Below are 17,692 nucleotides of genomic sequence, written 5' to 3'. Positions count from 1 at the left end.
CCGCACCGCGAGCGCCGGGGCCGGGGCCGGGCCGTTCGGTGCCGAACCGGCCGCCCCCGGTGATCCGGGCGTGTGCCGCGATGTGCCGGGGTGCGCCCCGGTCTCCGTACGGTCCCGGTGTGCGACAGGGCGCCGGGTGCGGTCCGATGGCGGCGATGCCGGTCGGGGTAGGGCTCCTCCGGGTGCGACCGGTCGGCGCGCCCGTCGAGCCGGCGACGGCGCAGTCACCGCGCCACCGCGTGCGGCCGCCGACGGCGGGTGCGTCCGTGCTCCGGGCCGCCCCGCACCGTCCACCGGCGATCCCCCAGCGGAGACATCGTGACCAGGTGCTGCATCGTCCAACTGCCGTTCCCGTCCACCCACGAGCCCGACGCCCGGCTGTCCGCCTACTACCGGGACTACGACCGGCGCTTCCGGGCCTTCCTCCCCGAGTACTTCATCCCCTCCGACGGACTCTGGGAGATCCCGCTGTGGGTCGCCCACCTGACCGCCCTGCTGGAGCAGGCCGGACTCGAATCCGGGTTCCAGGACCTGTCCCGCACCCCGGCCGACAGCGGAGCCTGCGCCGCGCCGGTCCTGGCCGCCACCGCCCCCGGCGACCTCGTCCTGTTCTCACCGCTGGCCCAGAACCTGCGCCTGGCCCTCGACCTCGCCCACGAGCTCCAAGCCGCCGGACGCCGCGTCGTCCTCGGCGGGAACATGGCCCCGCTGGCACCGGAGGGCTCCGTGCACGCCGTGCACCGCGGCCAGCTCGACGCCGGGTTCGTGACCGTGCTGGCCGAACTCGCCGCCGGCCGGGGCGGGCGGACCGAGAAGCCCGCCGTCCTCGGACTGGTGCCCCGGCCCATAACCTGGGCCCCCGACTACCGGCACCTGGAGGGCTACCGCGGCCGGGTCCCGATGCTGCGCCTCAACGCCAGCCACGGCTGCCTCTACCGCTGTGCGTTCTGCGGGGACGCCTGGAGCAAACAGCTCACCCTGGTGGGCGCCGACGCGCTGAAGGCCGAGGTCGACCAACTGGCCGAGCGCTTCCCGGAGACCCGGCTGATCTATGTGGGGGACAAGACGTTCGGACAGTCCCGGGAGGCCGTCGCCAACCTCCTGGCGGTCTTCCGCGCCCGCCCCGGCTACAAGTTCATCGTCCAGACCCACGTGCTCCAGGTGAAGGACCGGGTCGTCGAGGCGATGCTCGAACTCGGCGCCGTCGCCGTCGAACTCGGCTTCGAGTCCGCCGACTCCCAGATGCTCAAACGGCTCGGAAAGCTCTCCCGCGGCCTCGACGACTACACCGCGCGGATCCACGCGCTGAGCGACGCGGGCCTCAACGTGGTCCTCAACATGATGGGCGGACTGGACGAGGAGACGGAGGAGTCGCACGCCCAGACCGTCCGCTGGCTGGAGGACAACCGCCGCGCCCTGTGGCTGTTCAACCTGTACAACTTCGTCCCCTACCCGCTCATACCGGACTTCGAGCGACTGCGGGAACGCATCGTCGACTGGGACTTCGCCCACTGGCGCGAGGACGCCCCGGTGGTCTACCGGCCCAGTCACCTGACGCCCGAACGCAGTTGGGAGCTCTTCCAGGAGAAGATCGCCACCGCCCACCGCATCGTGCGCGGCCCCGACCCCGTCCGCCCCGCCCGCGTCGCCCCGACCATCGCACCGAAGGAGACCGCGTGAACCAGCTCCCCGACTTCGACGCCCTCCAACGCGCCGTCGAACCGAAGGAGTTCGACAGCGACCCGCTGCCCGGCTGGGCGGGCCTCGCCACCCTGTTCGGCGCCCCCGCCGCGGACCCGGCGCAACTCGCCCACGGCACCGACGGCTGGGTGGCCGCCGGCGTCCCCTTCGACGCCACCGCCAGCTCCCGCCCCGGCGCGGCCGAAGGCCCGCGGGCCGTCCGCCAGGCCAGCCTGGTCTTCTCCAGCTACCTCACCAGCCTCGGCCAGTACCGGATGCTCGACACCCGCAGCGGCCGCACCTTCCGCTACCACGCGCCGCGCGTCGCCGACACCGGTGACCTGCACGTCTACCCGACCGACACCGTCCGCACCTTCCAGGCCGTCGCCGCCGGGACCAGGCGGCTGAGCGCGGCCGCCCCGCGCCTGGTCCTCCTCAACGGCGACCACTCCACCACCTTCCCCACCTTCGCCGGGTTCCGGGCCGGCCGACTGGACCGCGGCGCCCGCCGGGTGGGCTTCGTCAACATCGACCACCACTTCGACTTCGGCAACTGGAGCGCCCTGCACGGCCCGCTCTACCACGGCTCCAACTCCCGCCGGATCAGCGAGCTCCCCGGCATGCACCCCGAGGACATCGCCTTCGTCGGCGTCGGCGACGTCACCAAGTACGACCAGCTGCGCGGCCTGCTCGACCGGGGCTTCCACGTCGTCCCCGGTTCCCAACTCCTGCGGCAGGGCGCCGAACGCGCCCTCGCCCCGGTCATCGAGGACCTCGGCACCCGCTGCGACACCGTCTACGTCTCCCTCGACATCGACGTCCTCGACAGCGCCGTCGCCACCGGCACCGGCCACGTCACCATGGGCGGCATCGGCGCCGGTGACCTCCTGGACGTCTACGAGGCGCTGCGCGCCCTGCCCGTCGAAGCCGTCGACGTCGCCGAGGTCGCCCCCCGCTACGATCCCTCCGGCAGCACCGCGCAGATCGCCGCCCGGCTGCTGTTCGAGTTCCTCTTCCGCACCGACGGCGCCGCACCCGACCTGGCCCCGTGGGCGGACCCACCGTCCGGGGACTGACCCGCCGGTCCGGGGACTGACCCGCCCGCACGTGGGGGAGGAGCCCGGTGCCCGGCCGACGACGGAACGGATCGCCCCGCTGATGACCGACATCCCCGCACTCCTCCAGCACCTCGCCGACCGGTGGAAGCTCGGCGGGCTGACACCGGTCGGCGCCGGCCTCGAATTCAGCGTCTACCGCGCGCTGGACCGCGACGGCCGCCCGGTCGCGCTGCGCCTGGCACAGCGCCGTTTCGACGCCAACGCCAACGACCCGCACGTGGACACCCGCGCACTGCTGCGCCAGGAGTACGCGATCAGCCGGCACCTGGCCGCGCACGACTTCCCGGTGGCCGAGCCGCTGGAGCTGGTGCTCTCCCCGGACCCGGACGCGCCGGACGTGCTGCTCTCGCGCTACGTCCCCGACGACGGCTCGCCGCTGGACGGCCACGCCCTCGGTGAGCTGCTCGCTCGCCTGCACCGGCTGCCCCCGCCGCCGGGCCTCGCCCCCGTGGCCGCCGAGGGCCTCACCACCCGTCAGGCGCTGCTCACCCGGATCCGGCGCCGCTGGGAGGAGTTGGGCCGCCACGTCGACGCCTGGCCGGCGCTGCCGCCGACCGCCGTCGCCCGGCACCTCGCCGCGCTCGCCCCGAGCCATCTGGTGCACCTCGACGTCCGCAGCGCCAACATCCGCCGCCACCAGGGCCGGACCACGGCGCTGCTGGACTGGTCGAACGCCCTGCTCGGTGATCCGGCCCTGGAGTTCGGCCGGCTGGCCGAGTACGCCCGCCACCCGGAGAACCAGCTCGACCTGGTGGCGCTGCGGACGGGCTACGACCGGGCGGGCGGCCCGTCCCCGACCCCCGACGGCGAGGCCGGGCCCGTGCTGGCGTGCCGGCTGGACGCCGCGTTGATGCTCGCCCTGGTCTTCCTCTCCGAGGCCCCCGACCCGGCCAGGAGCCCGGCGGCCGTGGAACGCGTCCGGGAGCTGGCCGCGCTCCTCGACCGGACGGGCTGACGGTCGGACGCCCGTCGCTCAGGCCCGTCGCTGAGGTCCGTCGCTGGGGCCCGTCGCTGGGGCCCGCCGGTCAGGCCTGTCCGGGCGGAGCGTCCATCCGGCGCCCCAGCGCCAGGTAGCCGGCGGCGGCCAGCAGGCCGAGCAGGGCGCAGCACCCCCACACGGCCTCGCGCCCCGCGTGGTCCAGCAGCAACCCCCCGGCCGCCGGCCCCAGGAAGGAGGCGGCCGACCAGGCGAAGGAGTTGACGCCCTGGTAGCGCCCGCGCGCGTGGGTGGCCGACAGCTCGCTCACCAGGCTCATGCTCGCCGGCGCCTGGACCATCTCGCCCAGGGTCCACACCCCCACCGTCAGCGCGTAGCGCGGCGCCGAGGACCCGGCGAACGCGGTGAGCCCGAAGCCCGCCCCGGTCAGCAGCGCGCTCACCAGCAGGACGGTGCCGCGGTGCTGGTCCCTGGTCAGCCGGGTCACCGGGATCTGCAGCAGTACCACGAGCAGGCCGTTGATCCCGATCACGGCCCCGTACGCCACGCTGGTCAGACCGGCCCGGCCCATGTCCACCGCGAGGGTGGTGTTGCCCTGCTGGAGCATCAGTCCGAAGGCGAAGGTCAGGGTGGTCAGCGCCATGAACCGCCGGTCCCGGAACACCGTGGCCAGTCCCGGGCCGACGCCGCCCGACGCGGTCGGGGCCGCGGCCGGGAGGGGCGGTGTGGTCGGGCGGGTCTCCGGGACCTTGACGAAGACCACCGCCGCGCACAGCAGGGTGGTGAGGGCGTCGACCAGGAACAGCGGCCGGTAGCCGCGGGCGGCGATCAGCCCGGCCAGGGCCGCCGAGACGCCGAACCCGATGTTGATCGCCCAGTAGTTGAGCGCGAAGGCGCGGGCCCGGTCGGGGCCCGGCACCAGGTCGGCGATCATCGCGGAGATCGCCGGCCGCGAGGCGTAGCCGGTCAGCCCGACCAGGAAGGCGGCCGTCGCGATCGCGGTCCGCCCGTCGGCGGAGCCGAGGACCACCGTGGTGAGCGCGGTGAGCACCTGCACCGCCAGCAGGGTCGGACGGCGGCCGATCCGGTCCGCCAGCACTCCGCCGACCAGCGCGGCGATCGCCGAGCCCAGGCCGATGAGGGAGGCGACCAGCCCCGCGTAGGAGGCGGAGAAGCCGCGTTCGGCCGTGAGGTACAGGGCCAGGAACGAGACCACCCCGCCGAGCCGGTTGACCAGGGTCGACACCCACAGCCACCAGAAGGCCTCGGGCAGCCCGCCGAGCGAGTCGGCGGTGGAGCGGTGCAGCCGGACGAGCAGGCTGGCTTGCGCGGGCACGGGCGGACTCCCGGCGGTAGGCGCCCGCCCGACGCGGGGCGCTCGGGGGACGGCCGGGCATCCCCGTGGCCGGGCATCCCCGCGCCCGCTCCCGCAGGGGTCGGGGGACGGCAGCGGTGCCCCGGCCCGGCACGGCGACGACCGCGCCGGGCCGGGGACGTGGTGACGGGTACTCGGGCCGGCCGGGCCGCGCCCATCCTCCACCACCGGCCGTCCTTCGTGCACGTCTCGGCGAGTTGCTCGAATCCGCCCGTCGGGCCTGCTCGCGGTCGCCGGCCCGGGACGGCCGGCCCGACCTGCCGGGACCTCGGGCGAGTCGGTGGTGGGCCGCCGGCAGACCGCGCTCGGCCGCACCCCGTCCCGTGACGGAGTCGCGACCCTCAGGCTCCTCGCGTGGTCGCCTGACGGGCGATGTGCGCGATCACCGTGTCGAGGCCGGCTTCGAGCGCGGTGGAGTCGCGTTGGGTCTGGCCGAGCAGCAGGCCCCCTTGGAGGGCGGCCAGCAGCGCGAGCGCGAGGGTGTCCGGATCGGCCTCCGGCCCGAGCGCACCGCGGTCGACCATCCGGCGCAGCCCGTCGCGGATGGCCCCGGACCAGCGGGTGAAGGCGGCGGCCAGGGCGGTGCGGGCGTCGGGTTCGTGGTCGACGAGTTCACTGGCCAGGGAGGCGAGCGGGCAGCCGCCCGTGTAGTGCAGCGCGCGCTGGGTCGCGACGACGGCGTCACGCCAGGCGCGCAGCGCGTCGAGGCTGTCGAGCCGTCCGAGTAGCTGCTCCTGGCCGCCGACGATCGCCTGGGTCTGGTGCTCGATGACCGCCCTGGTCAGGGCCTGCTTGTCGGCGAAGTAGTGGTAGATCTGGGAGGAGCTGACGCCTGCGGCCTCCCGGATGGCCGGCGTGCTCGTCCCGGCGACCCCGCGCTCGAACATCAACCGGGCGGCGGCGCGCACGATGCGTTCGCGGGTCTCCTGGCCCTTGCCGGTGGGCGGTGCGGACGCATCGGTGCTCATGCCCCGATGCTACCGGACTCTGGATTGACCTATCCATAATCCTGGCAGCAGAATGGATTGAGCAATCCACTCCCATCGAAGGGGCCGGACATGTCGAACCACACGGACTCGCTCGCCGACCAGGGCGCCGCCCTGCGCCTCGCCTCCGCCGGGCGTCTGCCCGAGCAGGTCGCCGCCACGTTCGAGGCGGAACGGGAGGCGATGATCGGCCGGGGCGTCCCCGACCGCACGGCTGCCCCCGGCACCGCCATGCCGGACGGCGAACTGCTCGACGTCCACGGCGAGCCCACCACCCTGACCGCGGCGCGCGCCGGGCGTCCGGCCGTGGTGGTCTTCTACCGCGGCGCCTGGTGCCCCTACTGCAACCTGACCCTGCGCCACTACCAGGCCACCCTGGTGGCCGAGCTCGAGGCCCGCGGCATCGTCCTGGTGGCCGTCAGCCCGCAGACCCCGGACGGATCCCTCTCGGTCGCGGAGAAGAACGAACTGACCTTCACCGTCCTCTCGGACCCGGGCAACCGGATCGCCGACCGGCTCGGCCTCACCTTCACCCCCGGCGCCGACGCGCGCGCCGCGCAGCAGCGGCTCGGGGTCGACCTCGCCGACCTCAACGCCGACGGCACCGCCGTGCTGCCGCTGACCACCGCGGTCCTGGTCGACGCGGCCGGCACGATCCGGTGGATCGACGTGCGCCCCGACTACACCTCCCGCAGCGAGTCCGCGGAGATCCTGGCGGCGGCGGACGCGCTCTGAAACCCGTTCGGCCGGGGAGCACCCGGTACGGCCGCCCTCGCCGGGCGTGAACCGGACCGGGTGCCGCCCGGCCGCGTGGTGGCAGGCCGTCCCCGGCGGCCGCAGACTGGCCCCGTCACGGCAGCCGACCGCTGACCGACGGGCCCCGCACAGGGAAGGACGGCGTCACCATGGACCAGCCGACCGCGGAATCGAACGGCAGCACCCGACTGGCGTACATCCTCGGGGTTCCGCTCGCCGACGACGTGGTGCGCCAGTGGCCGCAGATGGGCGAGGCCGTCCGCACCAGCAGGCTCGTCGGCGAGGTCGAGGGCGGCTTCCCCGGCCTCACCCTCGCGGTGGGCCGCCGCCTCCACCTGGACGGCGACGTGATCGTCGTCGAATGGACCTGCGACTACGGTGACGGCCGCCTCTACCGCAACGTCAGCATCGCCGAACTGCGGGACGGCCAGGCGGTCCGGGTCACCGACTACTGGGGGGAACCGGCCACCACGCCGGACTGGCGACGCCCGCTGACCGACCGCCTGGAGATGTCCGCGGACGGCGTCTGGCCCGACGCACAGCACCTCGGCCACCGCTGATCCGGCGTATCCGGCCGGGCGGGCGCGCCCGTGCTCTGCGAAGGTGGGCGCACCGGTGCCCCGGCGCCCGGCGGTCCGCCGTCCCCGGGCCGTAGCCACCCGATGGCACCCGTTCCCCTTCCCGGTGAGAGGACCCGCCGCCATGTCCGCGACCACCGAGCACGCCGGGCCGGGCCAGGACGACCCGCGGCGCTGGACCGTCCTGGCGGTCCTGTCCGGCAGTCTGCTGATCATCTCGATGGACACCACGATCCTCAACGTGGCCTTCCCGTCCATCGTCGAGGACCTCCGGCCGGGCGCCGTCGAGCAGTTGTGGATCGTCGACAGCTACGCCCTGGCCCTGTCCGGACTGCTGATCACCGCCGGCGCGCTCGGCGACCGCTGGGGGCGCAAACGCCTGCTGCTGGTCGGCTTCGGGATCTTCGCGCTCGCCTCGCTGCTCGCCGTCTTCGCCGTCGCACCCTGGCAGCTGATCGCGGCCCGCGCGCTGCTCGGCGTCGGCGGTGCGGCGATCATGCCCTCCACGCTGTCCATCCTGCGGCACACCTTCTCCGACCCCGGCGAGCGCGCGTTCGCGTACGCCGTCTGGGCCGCCGTGTTCGGGGCGGGCATGGCGCTGGGGCCGGTCATCGGGGGGCTGCTGATCCAGGCGTACGGCTGGCACTCGGCCTTCCTGGTCAACCTCCCGATCGCCGCCGCCGTCCTCGTGCTCGGCTCCTGGCTGCTGCCCGAGTCCCGCTCCGCCGCCGTCGGCACCGGCTGGGACTGGTGGGGCGTCGGTCAGTCGATCGTCGGCATGGTCGCGCTGGCCGCCGGGATCAAGGAACTGGGGCACAACGGAGTCTCGGAGCCGCTCAGCTGGGTCCTGCTGGCCGTGGCGGCCCTGTCCCTGACCGTCTTCGTCCGCCGTCAGCTGCGGCTGGCGAACCCGCTGCTCCAGGTCCGGCTCTTCACCCGGCCCGCGTTCAGCGTGGCGGCCGTCGCGATCCTGCTCGCGATGATCGGGATGGGCGCGGTCCTCTTCCTGGTGACCCAGTGGCTCCAGTTCTCCGAGGGCCACAGCCCCTTCCAGGCGGGGGTACGGCTGCTGCCGGCCCCCATCGCGCTGATCCTCGCCTCCGTGGCCACCCCGGCACTGATGCGCAGCCTGCCGATCCGGTTCGTCCTGGCCGCCGGGATGACGGTGATGGCGGCCGGGCTCGCGCTGCCCTGGATCCTCCAGCGCTCGACGGAGATCGGCTACCCCGCCTTCGCGCTGAGCCTGGCCCTCCTGGGCCTCGGCGCCGGGGTGGCCACCACCGTCGCGTCGGTGACCATGATGGCCCTCACCCCGCCCGACGAGGTCGGCGGTGCCGCCGCCATCGAGGAGACCGGCTACGAGCTGGGCGCGGCCTTCGGGGTCGCCATCATCGGCAGCCTGGCCTCCGCGCTCTACCGCTCGGACCTGGACGTCACCCGGCTCGACCCCGGGGCGGCGCGGACGGCGCGCGACTCGGTCGCCGAGGCGGCCCGGATCGCCGGGGAGCTCGGCGGCGAGAGCGGCGCCCTCCTGCTGCGCAGCGCCGCGCACGCCTACACCGAGGCCATCACCCCGGCCTTCCTGACCGCCGCCTGCCTGGCGCTGGCCGCGGCGCTGGCGGCGCTGCTGTGGATCCCCCACGACCTGCGCCCCACCGAGCGCACCCACTGAGCGTGGCGCCGCCTCAGCGGACCGGGCGGGTCGGGAGGTTCCAGCCGAGGACGACCCGTCGGCCGCGGTCCGCGCCCAGCCGGCACAGCGCCGCGGTGGCCATGGTGAACAGCGCCCCGTCGGCCGCGGGCAGGCCCAGGTAGCGGGCGGTCAGCACCCGCAGGAGGTGGCCGTGCGAGACGAGCACGACCGCGCCCCCGGCCTCGGCCGTCCCGCCGTCCAGGAGCGGCGCGATCCCGGCCAGCACCCGGTCGCAGCGGGCGGCCACCTCGGCGGGGCTCTCGCCCGGGTGCCGGTGGTCCCCGGGCAGGACGCCCTCGGTCCACAGGTCCCAGCCGGGCCGCGCGCGCCGGATGTCGGCCGTCGTCACCCCTTCGTAGCCGCCGTAGTCCCACTCCCGGAGGTCCGGCTCGATCCGGAGGTCGGAGAAGCCGGCCAGCTGGGCGGTCCGGACGGCCCTGCGCAGCGGGCTGACCAGCACGCGGGCGGGTTCGAGGACCGTCAGCGCGCCGGCGAGGGCGTGCGCCTGGGCCTCCCCGTAGCGGGTCAGCGGCAGGTCGGTGGAGCCGGTGTGCCGCCCCTGGCGGCTCCACTCGGTCTCGCCGTGGCGGATCAGCAGCAGGTCGCCCATGTCGGAGGTCCTCCGTCGCTCGTCGTCGGGCCCGGCCGGGGCCGGGTGGCCCGTCCGCGGGGATCGCGGCGGACACCGGCCAGCCTGCGCGGGCCCGCGGGCCGGACGGGTCGGCCGATCGGGGGAGCGGGTGGACGACGTCGCGACCGCGGGTCGGGGCGTGCTCACCCGGGGCGCGGCGGCGCCCAGTCCAGGACCAGCAGCGTCGCGTCGTCGAGGTGGCCGGTCGAGCCGGACGACTCGATCAGCGCCCCGGCCAGCTCCTCCGGCCCTCGCGACCGGTGTTCCGTCACGACCTTCCGCACCCGCTCCAGGCCCGCGTCCAGCTCCTCGTCGGGGCCCTCCACCAGCCCGTCGGTCAGCAGCGCCAGCACCGACAGCCGGGCCAGCGGTTCGCGCGCCACCGGGTACTCCGCGCCCGGCAGGACGCCCAGCGGCGGCCCCGGCTCGGGTGCGAGCAGCGCCGTCCCGCCGCCCGCCAGCCCCAGCACCCCCGGGACGTGACCCGCCGAGGCCGCCTCCAGCACGCCGGCGACCGGATCGACCACGGCGTAGCTGCAGGTCGTGAACAGGACCCCGCCCAGCGAGCACACCAGTGCGTTCGTCGCCGTCAGCACCCGCTCCACGCCCGCCCCCGTCCACGCGTACGCGCGCAGCGCCGTCCGCACCTGCCCCATCACCGCCGCCGACTCCACCCCGTGCCCCTCGACGTCACCGATGCTCACGCCCAGACCGCCGCCGGGCAGCAGGAACACGTCGTACCAGTCACCGCCCACCCCCGCCCCGTCCCGGGCCGGCTGATAGCGGCAGGCGATCCGCAACCCGGCCAGCCCCGGCACGTCCGTCAGGTCCGGCAGGTCCGGCGGCAGCAGCGCCTGCTGGACCGCCTGCCCCAGCGCCAGCCGGTCCTGGACCAGCGCCGACCGCTCCAGCGCCTGACTGGTCAGGCCCGCCAGGGCCAGCAGGGTCGCCCGCTCCTCCGCGGAGAAGTCGTGCCGGGTCGCGTACGCCAGCACCAGCGCCCCGGTCGCGTCACCGCCGCACCGCAGGGGCAGCAGCGCCCACGACTCGCCCGGCGCGGAGCCGACCCGCTCGTGCGGTTCACCCCGGCACAGCGCGCGCAGCTGGTCGCGCGAGGAGGCGAAACGGGCCCGGCGCTCCTCCAGCACCCGGGTCACCGGAAGCGACGGGTCGTCGACCCGCATCCCGGTCAGGACCTGCGCGGACCCCACCCCGGTCCCGGAGGCGGCCAGCGCGACGAGCCGCCCCTCCTCGGGGACCAGCACCACCGCCCCGGCCGCGTCGACCGCCTGGTGGAAGGGGCCGGTCACGGCGGACGCCACGTCCGCCACCGTGGAGGCCCCGAGCAGTGCGGTGGCCACCTCCTCGATCATGGCGGACCGCTCCGACTCCGAGAGCAGCCGCTGCCGCAGCCGACCGCTGCGGCGCACCTCCTCGGTGACCTCGCGGGTCACCCCGACGAGCCAGCGGTGGGGCGGGTCGCCCAGCTCGTGCACCCGGCCCTCGACGTGCATCCAGCGCAACCGCCCCCGGCCGTCGCGCATCGCGTACCGGGTCTCCAGCCGGTCCGAGCCCTGCGCGATCCGGGAGGAGACCCCCAGCATCCGCTCCCGGTCCTCGGGTTCCATCGCCGCCAGCACCTGCTGTCCGGTCCGTCCGGTGGCCGGGTCCATCGGCAGGCCGAACAGGGACTGCGAACCGGCGAACCACCGTTCCTCGCCGGTCTCCAGGTCGTACGCCCACACCGCCACCCCGGCGGTCAGCAGCGCCAGGCGCAGCGTCGGGTCGAGGGCCTCGTCGGCTTCGGTCAGCTCCCGGACCTGGGCCAGCCAGTGGGCCGGCGGGCCCTCCGGTCCGCTCCCGCCGCCCGGTGGGGCGGGCTCGATCCGGCGCACGGACAGCAGGACGGACCGGCCCCGCCCGGCCGTGCCGTGGCGGGGCGGCAGCCGCAGCACCGTGGCGGCGGGGCGTTCGGGGGTACGGGCCGCCCGCGCGGTGGCCCGGGCCGAGACCCGGGCCCGGCCGGACAGCCGGGCGGTCCACTTCACGGGTGTCCCGCCCTCCGGCGGATCACCCAGCAGGGCCGACCAGGCGGTGTTGGCGGCCAGCTCCCGGCCGTCGCGGTCCAGGACCGCGAGGCCGATGGAGGTGTGCTCGAAGGCCAGCCCGGCGAGGTCCGCCCCGGTGGTCGGGCCCGCCACGGGGGGTGTCGTCGGTCGGCGCGGGACGAGCGGTGGCGTGGTCCGCCGGGGTGTCCGGCCCATGGCTGCCCTCCACGTGGTCGCCCGGCCCGCCCCGGGGGGTGCGGCCGCCCGCGGCCCGGCGCGGGCGGCCCGGAGGGCGGGGCGGGCGGGTGGCCGGTTCGTGGCTCCAGCGTGGCACGCGGCGACGGCGGACGCAGATCGGCCGGGCGGCGTGCGGGCGCCGTGCCGGACGGCTCCCGGGCGCGGGCGTCATTCGAGCAGGCCGCGCCGCATGGCCTCGGCGACGGCGGCCGCCCGGTCGGAGACGCCGAGCTTCTCGTACAGCCGCTGGGCGTGGGTCTTCACGGTGCTGGCTCCCAGGTACAGCTCGGCCGCGACCTGGGGGATGCTCTGGCCGGCGGCGAATCCGGTCAGCACCTGCCGTTCGCGCTCGGTGAGCACGGTGGTGTCGCGGTCGGCACGCATCCTGATCTCCTCGACCAGGCCGCCGGCCAGCTCCGGGGCGACGACCTGCTTGCCGTGCGCGACCTTCAGCACGGCGTCCACGATCTCGGAGCGCCGCGAGTCCTTGGCCAGGTAGCCGCTCGCGCCCTCCTCCAGGGCCCGGAAGACCACGGCGCTGTCCGTGGTCGCCGACAGCAGCAGGACCCGGGTGGGCAGGTGGTCGCGGGCCACCGCGTGCGCCACCGCGATGCCGTCCAGGCCCGGCAGTCGGTAGTCCACCAGCGCCACCTGGGGCGCCAGCTCGCGCACCGCCGCCAGGGCCGCCCGGCCGTCCTCCGCCTCGGCCACCACCGTGATCTGCCCGCTGGCCTGGAGACCGCGGGTGATGCCCTCCCGGTACACCGGATGGTCGTCCGCGACCACCACGGTGACCCGCTCGTCCGTCATCGGCATCGCGCACCGCCTCGCCTCGCGCCGTACGGCGCACCCGTGCGCCGCAGGCTCTCGCCACCACCATAAGGAGCCCCCGGCGCCGCTGCCCGTCCCGGACCGCGGCGGTGCCCGGGACGTCCTCGGGCCCCGGCGGTCAGCCGCCCGGTCCACCGATCGTCGGACCGACCGGCCCCCCGGCCGTCCCTAGCCTGGGGCCGACGGCCCGGACCGGACGACCCGAGGAGAGGCGGCGCGCGATGAGCACACCCAGCGGCTCGAAGCTGTCCCTGCGGCAACTCGAGTACCTCGTGGCCACCGTCGAGGAGGGCCGCCTCACCCGCGCCGCCCAGCGGCTGCACGTGACCGAGCCGACGCTCTCCCAGCAGCTCCGGGCGCTCGAACGCGCGGTGGGCGCGAGGCTGCTGGTGCGCGGCGCCGACGGCGCCCGCCCGACCCCGGCCGGCGAGGCGTTCCTGCCGCACGCGCGGCGCGCGCTCCACAGCGCGGAGCGGGCCCGCGCCGAGGCCCGCTCCGCCGAGGCCGGGTGCGGGCGCATCCTGCGGGTGGCCGTCCCACCCTCGTACCTACCCGGGCTGCTGCCCGCGCTCGCCGTCTGGGCACGGGCGGACACCGGGACCGACCTGCTCGTCGAGACACCGTCGAACGGGCGCCGACCGCACCACCAAGTCCTCTCCGGGCAGGCCGACTTCGGTGTCGGCAGCCGGCCGAGGCACTGGGCCGGAACGCTGTGGCCGCTGTACTCGGAGGAGCTCCTCGTGGTCTGCGCGCCGGACGACCCGCTGCGCGGCCGGCGGGTGACGCCGGAGGATCTGAACGGCCGGCGCTGGATCCGCTACGACGAGGACTGGCCGCCCTTCCCCGACGCCGGGAACACGGCGCTGCCGCCCGGCTCGGTGATCCGGGTGCCCGGCGTCCAGGCCGCCGTCTCGCTGGCGGCGCGGGGAGCGGGGCTCGCAGCCGTGCCGGCGGGCGCCGTCCCCCCGGCGCTGCGCCGGCACGCTGCCGTCCCCGAGCCGGTCAGCCGCCGGGAGGTCGTCCTGCTCGCGGCGCCGGGGGCGTCGGCGGCGGTCACCGAGAGCGCCGCCCTGCTGCACCGGTCGGTCCGTGGGATCCACGGGCGGGACGGCGGAGGCGGTGACGGGGTGCAGGGGTGAGCACGAGGCGGTCGCCGGTGGCCTGCCACGGGCCGGTACGGAGGCACCGGTAGAAGACGTCTATCGCTTCTTCGGTTTCCGCCGTCCGGTCTGGATCGCGGCCCGAAGGCCCTGTTGGCTTCCTTCGTGAGCCGCCGACGGCCTCCGTCGCCTCGGAGTGAGGACGCCGGAGCCGGCGGGCCCGTCGGCGGCTCGTCCCCGCTCCGGGACGGAGCGTCCTGTTACCCGGAAGGCGTCGTGGTCGGCGCGGACGAGAGGGATGTCCCATGGTGAAGCGAGTGATCGGAACCCGAGGCACGGCGGCCGTGCTCGGGACGGCGGGCCTGGTGGCGGCCGTGGTGGCCGGGTTCCCCGGCAGCGCGTCGGCCGCGGGCGAGGCCGGGAAGCCCACCCGGCAGCAGCTGATGGCGGACTGCGCGAGCGGGACCGGCAAGTGCACCTTCAACGACCCGGTGGTGCAGAAGTCCTACCTGGGCGACTACCGGCAGGTCTCCGACACGCTCTACAACTGCAGCAGTTCCCCGGTGACACAGGGGATGAGCTGGTCGGACACCGTCGGCTCCACCGACTCGCTGGACGTCTCCGTGACGGTCGGCGGCAAGATCGCCGGGATCGTGGACGCGAGCGTCACGGCCAAGTACGGCCACACCTGGTCGACTTCGCACACCGAGGGCGGATCGCTCGGGACCACCGTCCAGCCGGGAGAGGTCGGCTGGATCTCCCGCGCCCAGGTGATGCACCAGGTCTCGGGGATGTGGCAGACCCACTACGACAACCCGCACTGGGGGCACTACTACTGGTACTGGGGCGACACCGTCACCAGCCCGGCGCCCAACGGGACGGACGGGGTCAACAACGCCGTGGTGGTCAGGTCCCGGCCGATGACCGCCGACGAACAGGCCTCCTGCAAGGCGGGCAACGCGCGGGTGAGGGTCGGACCGAACCTGCACCAGACCGACCGCACCAAGGGGGCCCCGCAGGCCCCCGCCCCCGAAGCGCCCCGGCCCGGCGACGACCTGCCCCCGGCCCAGGACCGGAAGGAGGACGGGGCCACCGGCCGGCCGACCCCCACCGGGTGACCCACCGGTTCACGCCGATCGGGGCAGGTCCTGCTCGGCCGGATCCTGCTGGGCCGGATCCTGCTGGGCCGGATCCTGCTGGGCCGGATCCTGCTCGGGCAGGTCCTGCTCGGTCCAGATGGTCTTGCCGTCCGGTGTGAACCGGGTGCCCCAGCGCCGGGTGAGCTGGGCGACCAGGTACAGGCCGCGCCCGCCCTCGTCGTCCGCCCCGGCCCGGCGCAGCCGCGGCGCCGTCGCCCCGCCGTCGGAGATCTCGCAGATCAGCCGGCGGTCGCGGATCAGCCGCAGCCGGACGGGCGCCCGTCCGTAGCGGATCGCGTTGGTGAGCAGCTCGGTGACGACCAGCTCGGTGGTGAACACCGCGTCCGCCAGCCCCCACCGGGCGAGCAGGCCGCCCAGCTCGTGGCGGATCCGGCCGACGGCCTCGGGATCCGGCGGGACGTCCCAACCGGCCACCCGCGACGCGGGGAGCCCGTGGGTGCGGGCGGCGAGCAGTGCGACGTCGTCCTCGTCGCTGCCCGCCGGCAGGGCCCGGAGCACCCGGTCACAGCCGGGGCCGAGGTCGTCGGCCGCGCCGACCGCGGCCAGGGCCCGGCGGACGGTCTCCGGTCCGGCCTCGCCCGCGCCGTGGATCCGGCCGCTGTACACGGCGAGGACGGTGGCGTCCGGAAGGTCCACGTCGATGCTCTCGAAGGTGATCCCGCCGGTCCCGAGGGGAGGCCCGGCGGCCACCGGGAGGGGTTCCGGCGCCCGGCCGGGGCGGTGGAGCACGGGGGCCGGGTGCCCGGCGCTGGCGGCGCAGAGCCGGCGGGAGACCGGGTCGTAGACGGCGTAGAGGCAGGTCGCGCCGGTGCCAGAGGCGGGGTGGCCGCCGAGCCGGTGGGCGTCCGACCTTTCCTCGTGGGCGAGTTGGGTGACCAGGTCGTCGAGGTGGGCGAGGAGTTCGTCGGGGGCGAGGTCGAGGTCGGCCAGGGCGCGGACGGCGGTGCGCAGGCGTCCCATCGCCGCCGAGGCGTCGACGCCTCGGGTGGAGACGTCCCCGGCGACGAGGGCCACCCGGGCGCCCGACAGCGGGATGACGTCGCACCAGACGCCGCCGATGTCGCGTCCTTCGTGCCCGGGGCGGTAGCGCAGGGCGAGCTCCAGCGCGCGCTGGTCGGGGACGTGACAGGGCAGCAGGGCCCGTTGCAGGGCCAGCGCGATGTCCCGCTCGTGGGCGTACCGGCGGGCGTTGTCGATGCTGATCGCGGCGCGTTGGACGATCTCCTGGGCGAGCAGCAGGTCGTCGCGGTCGAAGGGCTCGGCCTGCGGGCCGCGGGCGAGGGTGGCCAGGCCCAGCCGTTCGCCGCGGGCGGTGATCGGCACCAGGACGAGGGAGTGGCCGGCGGCCGCGCCCAGGGCGGGCGGGAGGTCCTCGGCGGGGTCGGGCCGGCACCGGTGCAGGCCGCCGTCCTCGAGCGCGCGGGCGAAGGGGGAGCCCGGCGGGTACGCGACCGGCTCGCCCGGCCGCGGGGCCGTCCCGGGGGAGCCGCCGAGCAGGGAGGCGTGGGCCCGGCGCAGCGTGGCGGTCCCGGCGCGGTCGGCGGACCGGCCCTCGCCGGGGCGCGGCGCGTCGTAGAGGTCGACCGCGGCGAAGTCGGCGAACCCGTCGGTCCCGTCGGTGAGGGTCTCGACGAGTTCCCGGGCCGTGCGGGTGGCGTCCAGGGTGCCGCCGATCCGGTCGCAGGCGGCGTTGGCGAGCAGCAGCCGACGGCGCGCCCGGGCCTCCTGGGTGACGTCGATGATGGCGACGCCCAGGCCGTTGACCCGGCCGTCCCCGGTGCGCAGCGGGGTGACGCAGACGTCCCAGGTGCAGGCCGGGCCGCCGCCGGGCGGGGCGCCGTCCAGCCGGGTGCGCACCGCCGTGGCGGTCGCCAGGACCTGCTGCTGCAGCGCGCCCAGTTCGAGGTACGGCGGGTAGGGGTGGATCTCCTCCAGGGCGAGTCCGCGCATCCGCGCCAGGCTCTTCCCGGCCAGCCGGACCAGTGCGTCGTTGGCGTGCAGGAGCCTGCCCGCGTTGTCGTAGGCGGCCAGGGCGATCGGCGACTGGGTGAAGGCGCGGCCGACGAGGCGTTCCTCGGTCCGGCGGTCCGGCTCGACGAGCAGGACCCACCGCCGGCTGCCGTCGACCTGGGGGCACGGGTGCGCCTCGACGCCCAGCTCGACCGGGTGGCCGTCGCGGTGCCGGGCCCAGAGCAGGCCGGACCAGGCCCGGTGGGCCGCGACGGCGCGCAGGACCGGGACGGGCAGCGGGGCGGCCAGCAGCCGGGCGGCCGGGTGGCCGGTGACCTCGTCGGGACCGTAGCCGAGCAGGTGGCGGGCGGTCGGGGTCCAGAGGGTGATCCCGCCGTCGTCGTCGACCACGGCGGCGGGCCTGGCCCGCTCGGGATCGGTTCCGGGGGTGCGGGCGTCGGTCGTGCTCATGGAGGGCCTCCGTTCTCCGGGCACTCCGCTCGGTCCTGCGCCGGGCGGCAGGTGTCCAGGTGGCAGACCCGCATCATGATGCAGCCGGAGACGACCAGCGGGGCGGTGGCGAAGCCGAACTCCTCGGCACCGAGCAGCGCG

15 protein-coding genes are annotated in these 17,692 nt (G+C 75.8%); 8 read left to right on the top strand and 7 right to left on the bottom strand.

From position 1 onward, the window contains the following. Positions 1–318 precede the first annotated feature (318 nt). From AB0O91_RS35200 to AB0O91_RS35190, 3 genes are all read left to right on the top strand, one after another. Positions 319–1,680 carry a radical SAM protein gene (locus tag AB0O91_RS35200; RefSeq protein ID WP_363441976.1) on the top strand — a complete coding sequence of 454 codons (1,362 nt, stop codon included), beginning with the start codon at positions 319–321 and terminating at the stop codon, positions 1,678–1,680. Beyond that, a complete protein-coding gene (locus tag AB0O91_RS35195) occupies positions 1,677–2,756 on the top strand; it encodes an arginase family protein (RefSeq protein WP_363441974.1) in 1,080 nt (359 codons plus the stop codon). The genes AB0O91_RS35200 and AB0O91_RS35195 overlap by 4 nt, the downstream gene beginning before the upstream one ends. Positions 2,757–2,838: 82 nt before the next feature. Further along, complete coding sequence (locus tag AB0O91_RS35190) at positions 2,839–3,753, top strand: aminoglycoside phosphotransferase family protein (RefSeq protein WP_363441973.1); 915 nt, start codon at positions 2,839–2,841, stop codon at positions 3,751–3,753. A gap of 70 nt (positions 3,754–3,823) precedes the next feature. Here AB0O91_RS35190 and AB0O91_RS35185 read toward each other — a convergent pair whose 3' ends face one another. After that, a complete protein-coding gene (locus AB0O91_RS35185) occupies positions 3,824–5,071 on the bottom strand; it encodes an MFS transporter (RefSeq protein ID WP_363441971.1) in 1,248 nt (415 codons plus the stop codon). A 380-nt stretch (positions 5,072–5,451) separates the two neighbouring features. Next, positions 5,452–6,078 (bottom strand): TetR/AcrR family transcriptional regulator, encoded by a 627-nt coding sequence (locus AB0O91_RS35180; protein WP_363441969.1) that lies wholly within the window; start codon positions 6,076–6,078, stop codon positions 5,452–5,454. 90 nt (positions 6,079–6,168) lie between these two features. On the opposite strand from AB0O91_RS35180, the gene AB0O91_RS35175 reads away from it, so the two are divergent. The 3 genes from AB0O91_RS35175 to AB0O91_RS35165 all read left to right on the top strand — a co-directional run bounded on the left by AB0O91_RS35175 (position 6,169) and on the right by AB0O91_RS35165 (position 9,102). Next, the gene (locus tag AB0O91_RS35175; RefSeq protein ID WP_363441968.1) at positions 6,169–6,831 is read left to right on the top strand and encodes a peroxiredoxin-like family protein; all 663 of its coding nucleotides are present in this window, start codon (positions 6,169–6,171) and stop codon (positions 6,829–6,831) included. Positions 6,832–7,001: 170 nt separating this feature from the next. Then, positions 7,002–7,412, top strand: a complete 411-nt coding sequence (locus AB0O91_RS35170; RefSeq protein ID WP_363441967.1) for a hypothetical protein — start codon at positions 7,002–7,004, stop codon at positions 7,410–7,412. A 142-nt stretch (positions 7,413–7,554) separates the two neighbouring features. Next, complete coding sequence (locus AB0O91_RS35165) at positions 7,555–9,102, top strand: MFS transporter (protein ID WP_363441965.1); 1,548 nt, start codon at positions 7,555–7,557, stop codon at positions 9,100–9,102. Between the two features lie 13 nt (positions 9,103–9,115). Here the strand turns inward: AB0O91_RS35165 and AB0O91_RS35160 are convergent, their stop codons facing one another. The 3 genes from AB0O91_RS35160 to AB0O91_RS35150 all read right to left on the bottom strand — a co-directional run bounded on the left by AB0O91_RS35160 (position 9,116) and on the right by AB0O91_RS35150 (position 12,855). Continuing rightward, positions 9,116–9,733, bottom strand: a complete 618-nt coding sequence (locus tag AB0O91_RS35160; RefSeq protein ID WP_363441963.1) for a histidine phosphatase family protein — start codon at positions 9,731–9,733, stop codon at positions 9,116–9,118. Positions 9,734–9,897: 164 nt separating this feature from the next. Next, on the bottom strand, positions 9,898–11,955 hold the full coding sequence (locus AB0O91_RS35155) for a SpoIIE family protein phosphatase (RefSeq protein ID WP_363441961.1): 2,058 nt from the start codon (positions 11,953–11,955) through the stop codon (positions 9,898–9,900). A gap of 252 nt (positions 11,956–12,207) precedes the next feature. Then, a complete protein-coding gene (locus tag AB0O91_RS35150) occupies positions 12,208–12,855 on the bottom strand; it encodes a response regulator transcription factor (protein WP_363441960.1) in 648 nt (215 codons plus the stop codon). A 236-nt stretch (positions 12,856–13,091) separates the two neighbouring features. On the opposite strand from AB0O91_RS35150, the gene AB0O91_RS35145 reads away from it, so the two are divergent. Both AB0O91_RS35145 and AB0O91_RS35140 read left to right on the top strand, forming a co-directional pair. After that, positions 13,092–14,009 (top strand): LysR family transcriptional regulator, encoded by a 918-nt coding sequence (locus tag AB0O91_RS35145; RefSeq protein ID WP_363441958.1) that lies wholly within the window; start codon positions 13,092–13,094, stop codon positions 14,007–14,009. 278 nt (positions 14,010–14,287) lie between these two features. Further along, complete coding sequence (locus AB0O91_RS35140; protein ID WP_363441956.1) at positions 14,288–15,088, top strand: hypothetical protein; 801 nt, start codon at positions 14,288–14,290, stop codon at positions 15,086–15,088. A gap of 9 nt (positions 15,089–15,097) precedes the next feature. On the opposite strand, the gene AB0O91_RS35135 is transcribed toward AB0O91_RS35140, so the two are convergent. Continuing rightward, entirely contained in the window at positions 15,098–17,551 is a 2,454-nt protein-coding gene (locus tag AB0O91_RS35135; RefSeq protein WP_363441954.1) for a SpoIIE family protein phosphatase, read from the bottom strand. Further along, a complete protein-coding gene (locus AB0O91_RS35130; protein WP_363442051.1) occupies positions 17,548–17,688 on the bottom strand; it encodes a glutamate synthase-related protein in 141 nt (46 codons plus the stop codon). The genes AB0O91_RS35135 and AB0O91_RS35130 overlap by 4 nt, the downstream gene beginning before the upstream one ends. Positions 17,689–17,692: the final 4 nt, after the last annotated feature.

The sequence above is a fragment of the Kitasatospora sp. NPDC089797 genome, assembly GCF_040684795.1.
Taxonomy (GTDB): domain Bacteria; phylum Actinomycetota; class Actinomycetes; order Streptomycetales; family Streptomycetaceae; genus Kitasatospora.
The sequence above is the reverse complement of the archived record's forward strand: the minus strand, read 5'-3'. Positions and strand labels throughout refer to the sequence as shown.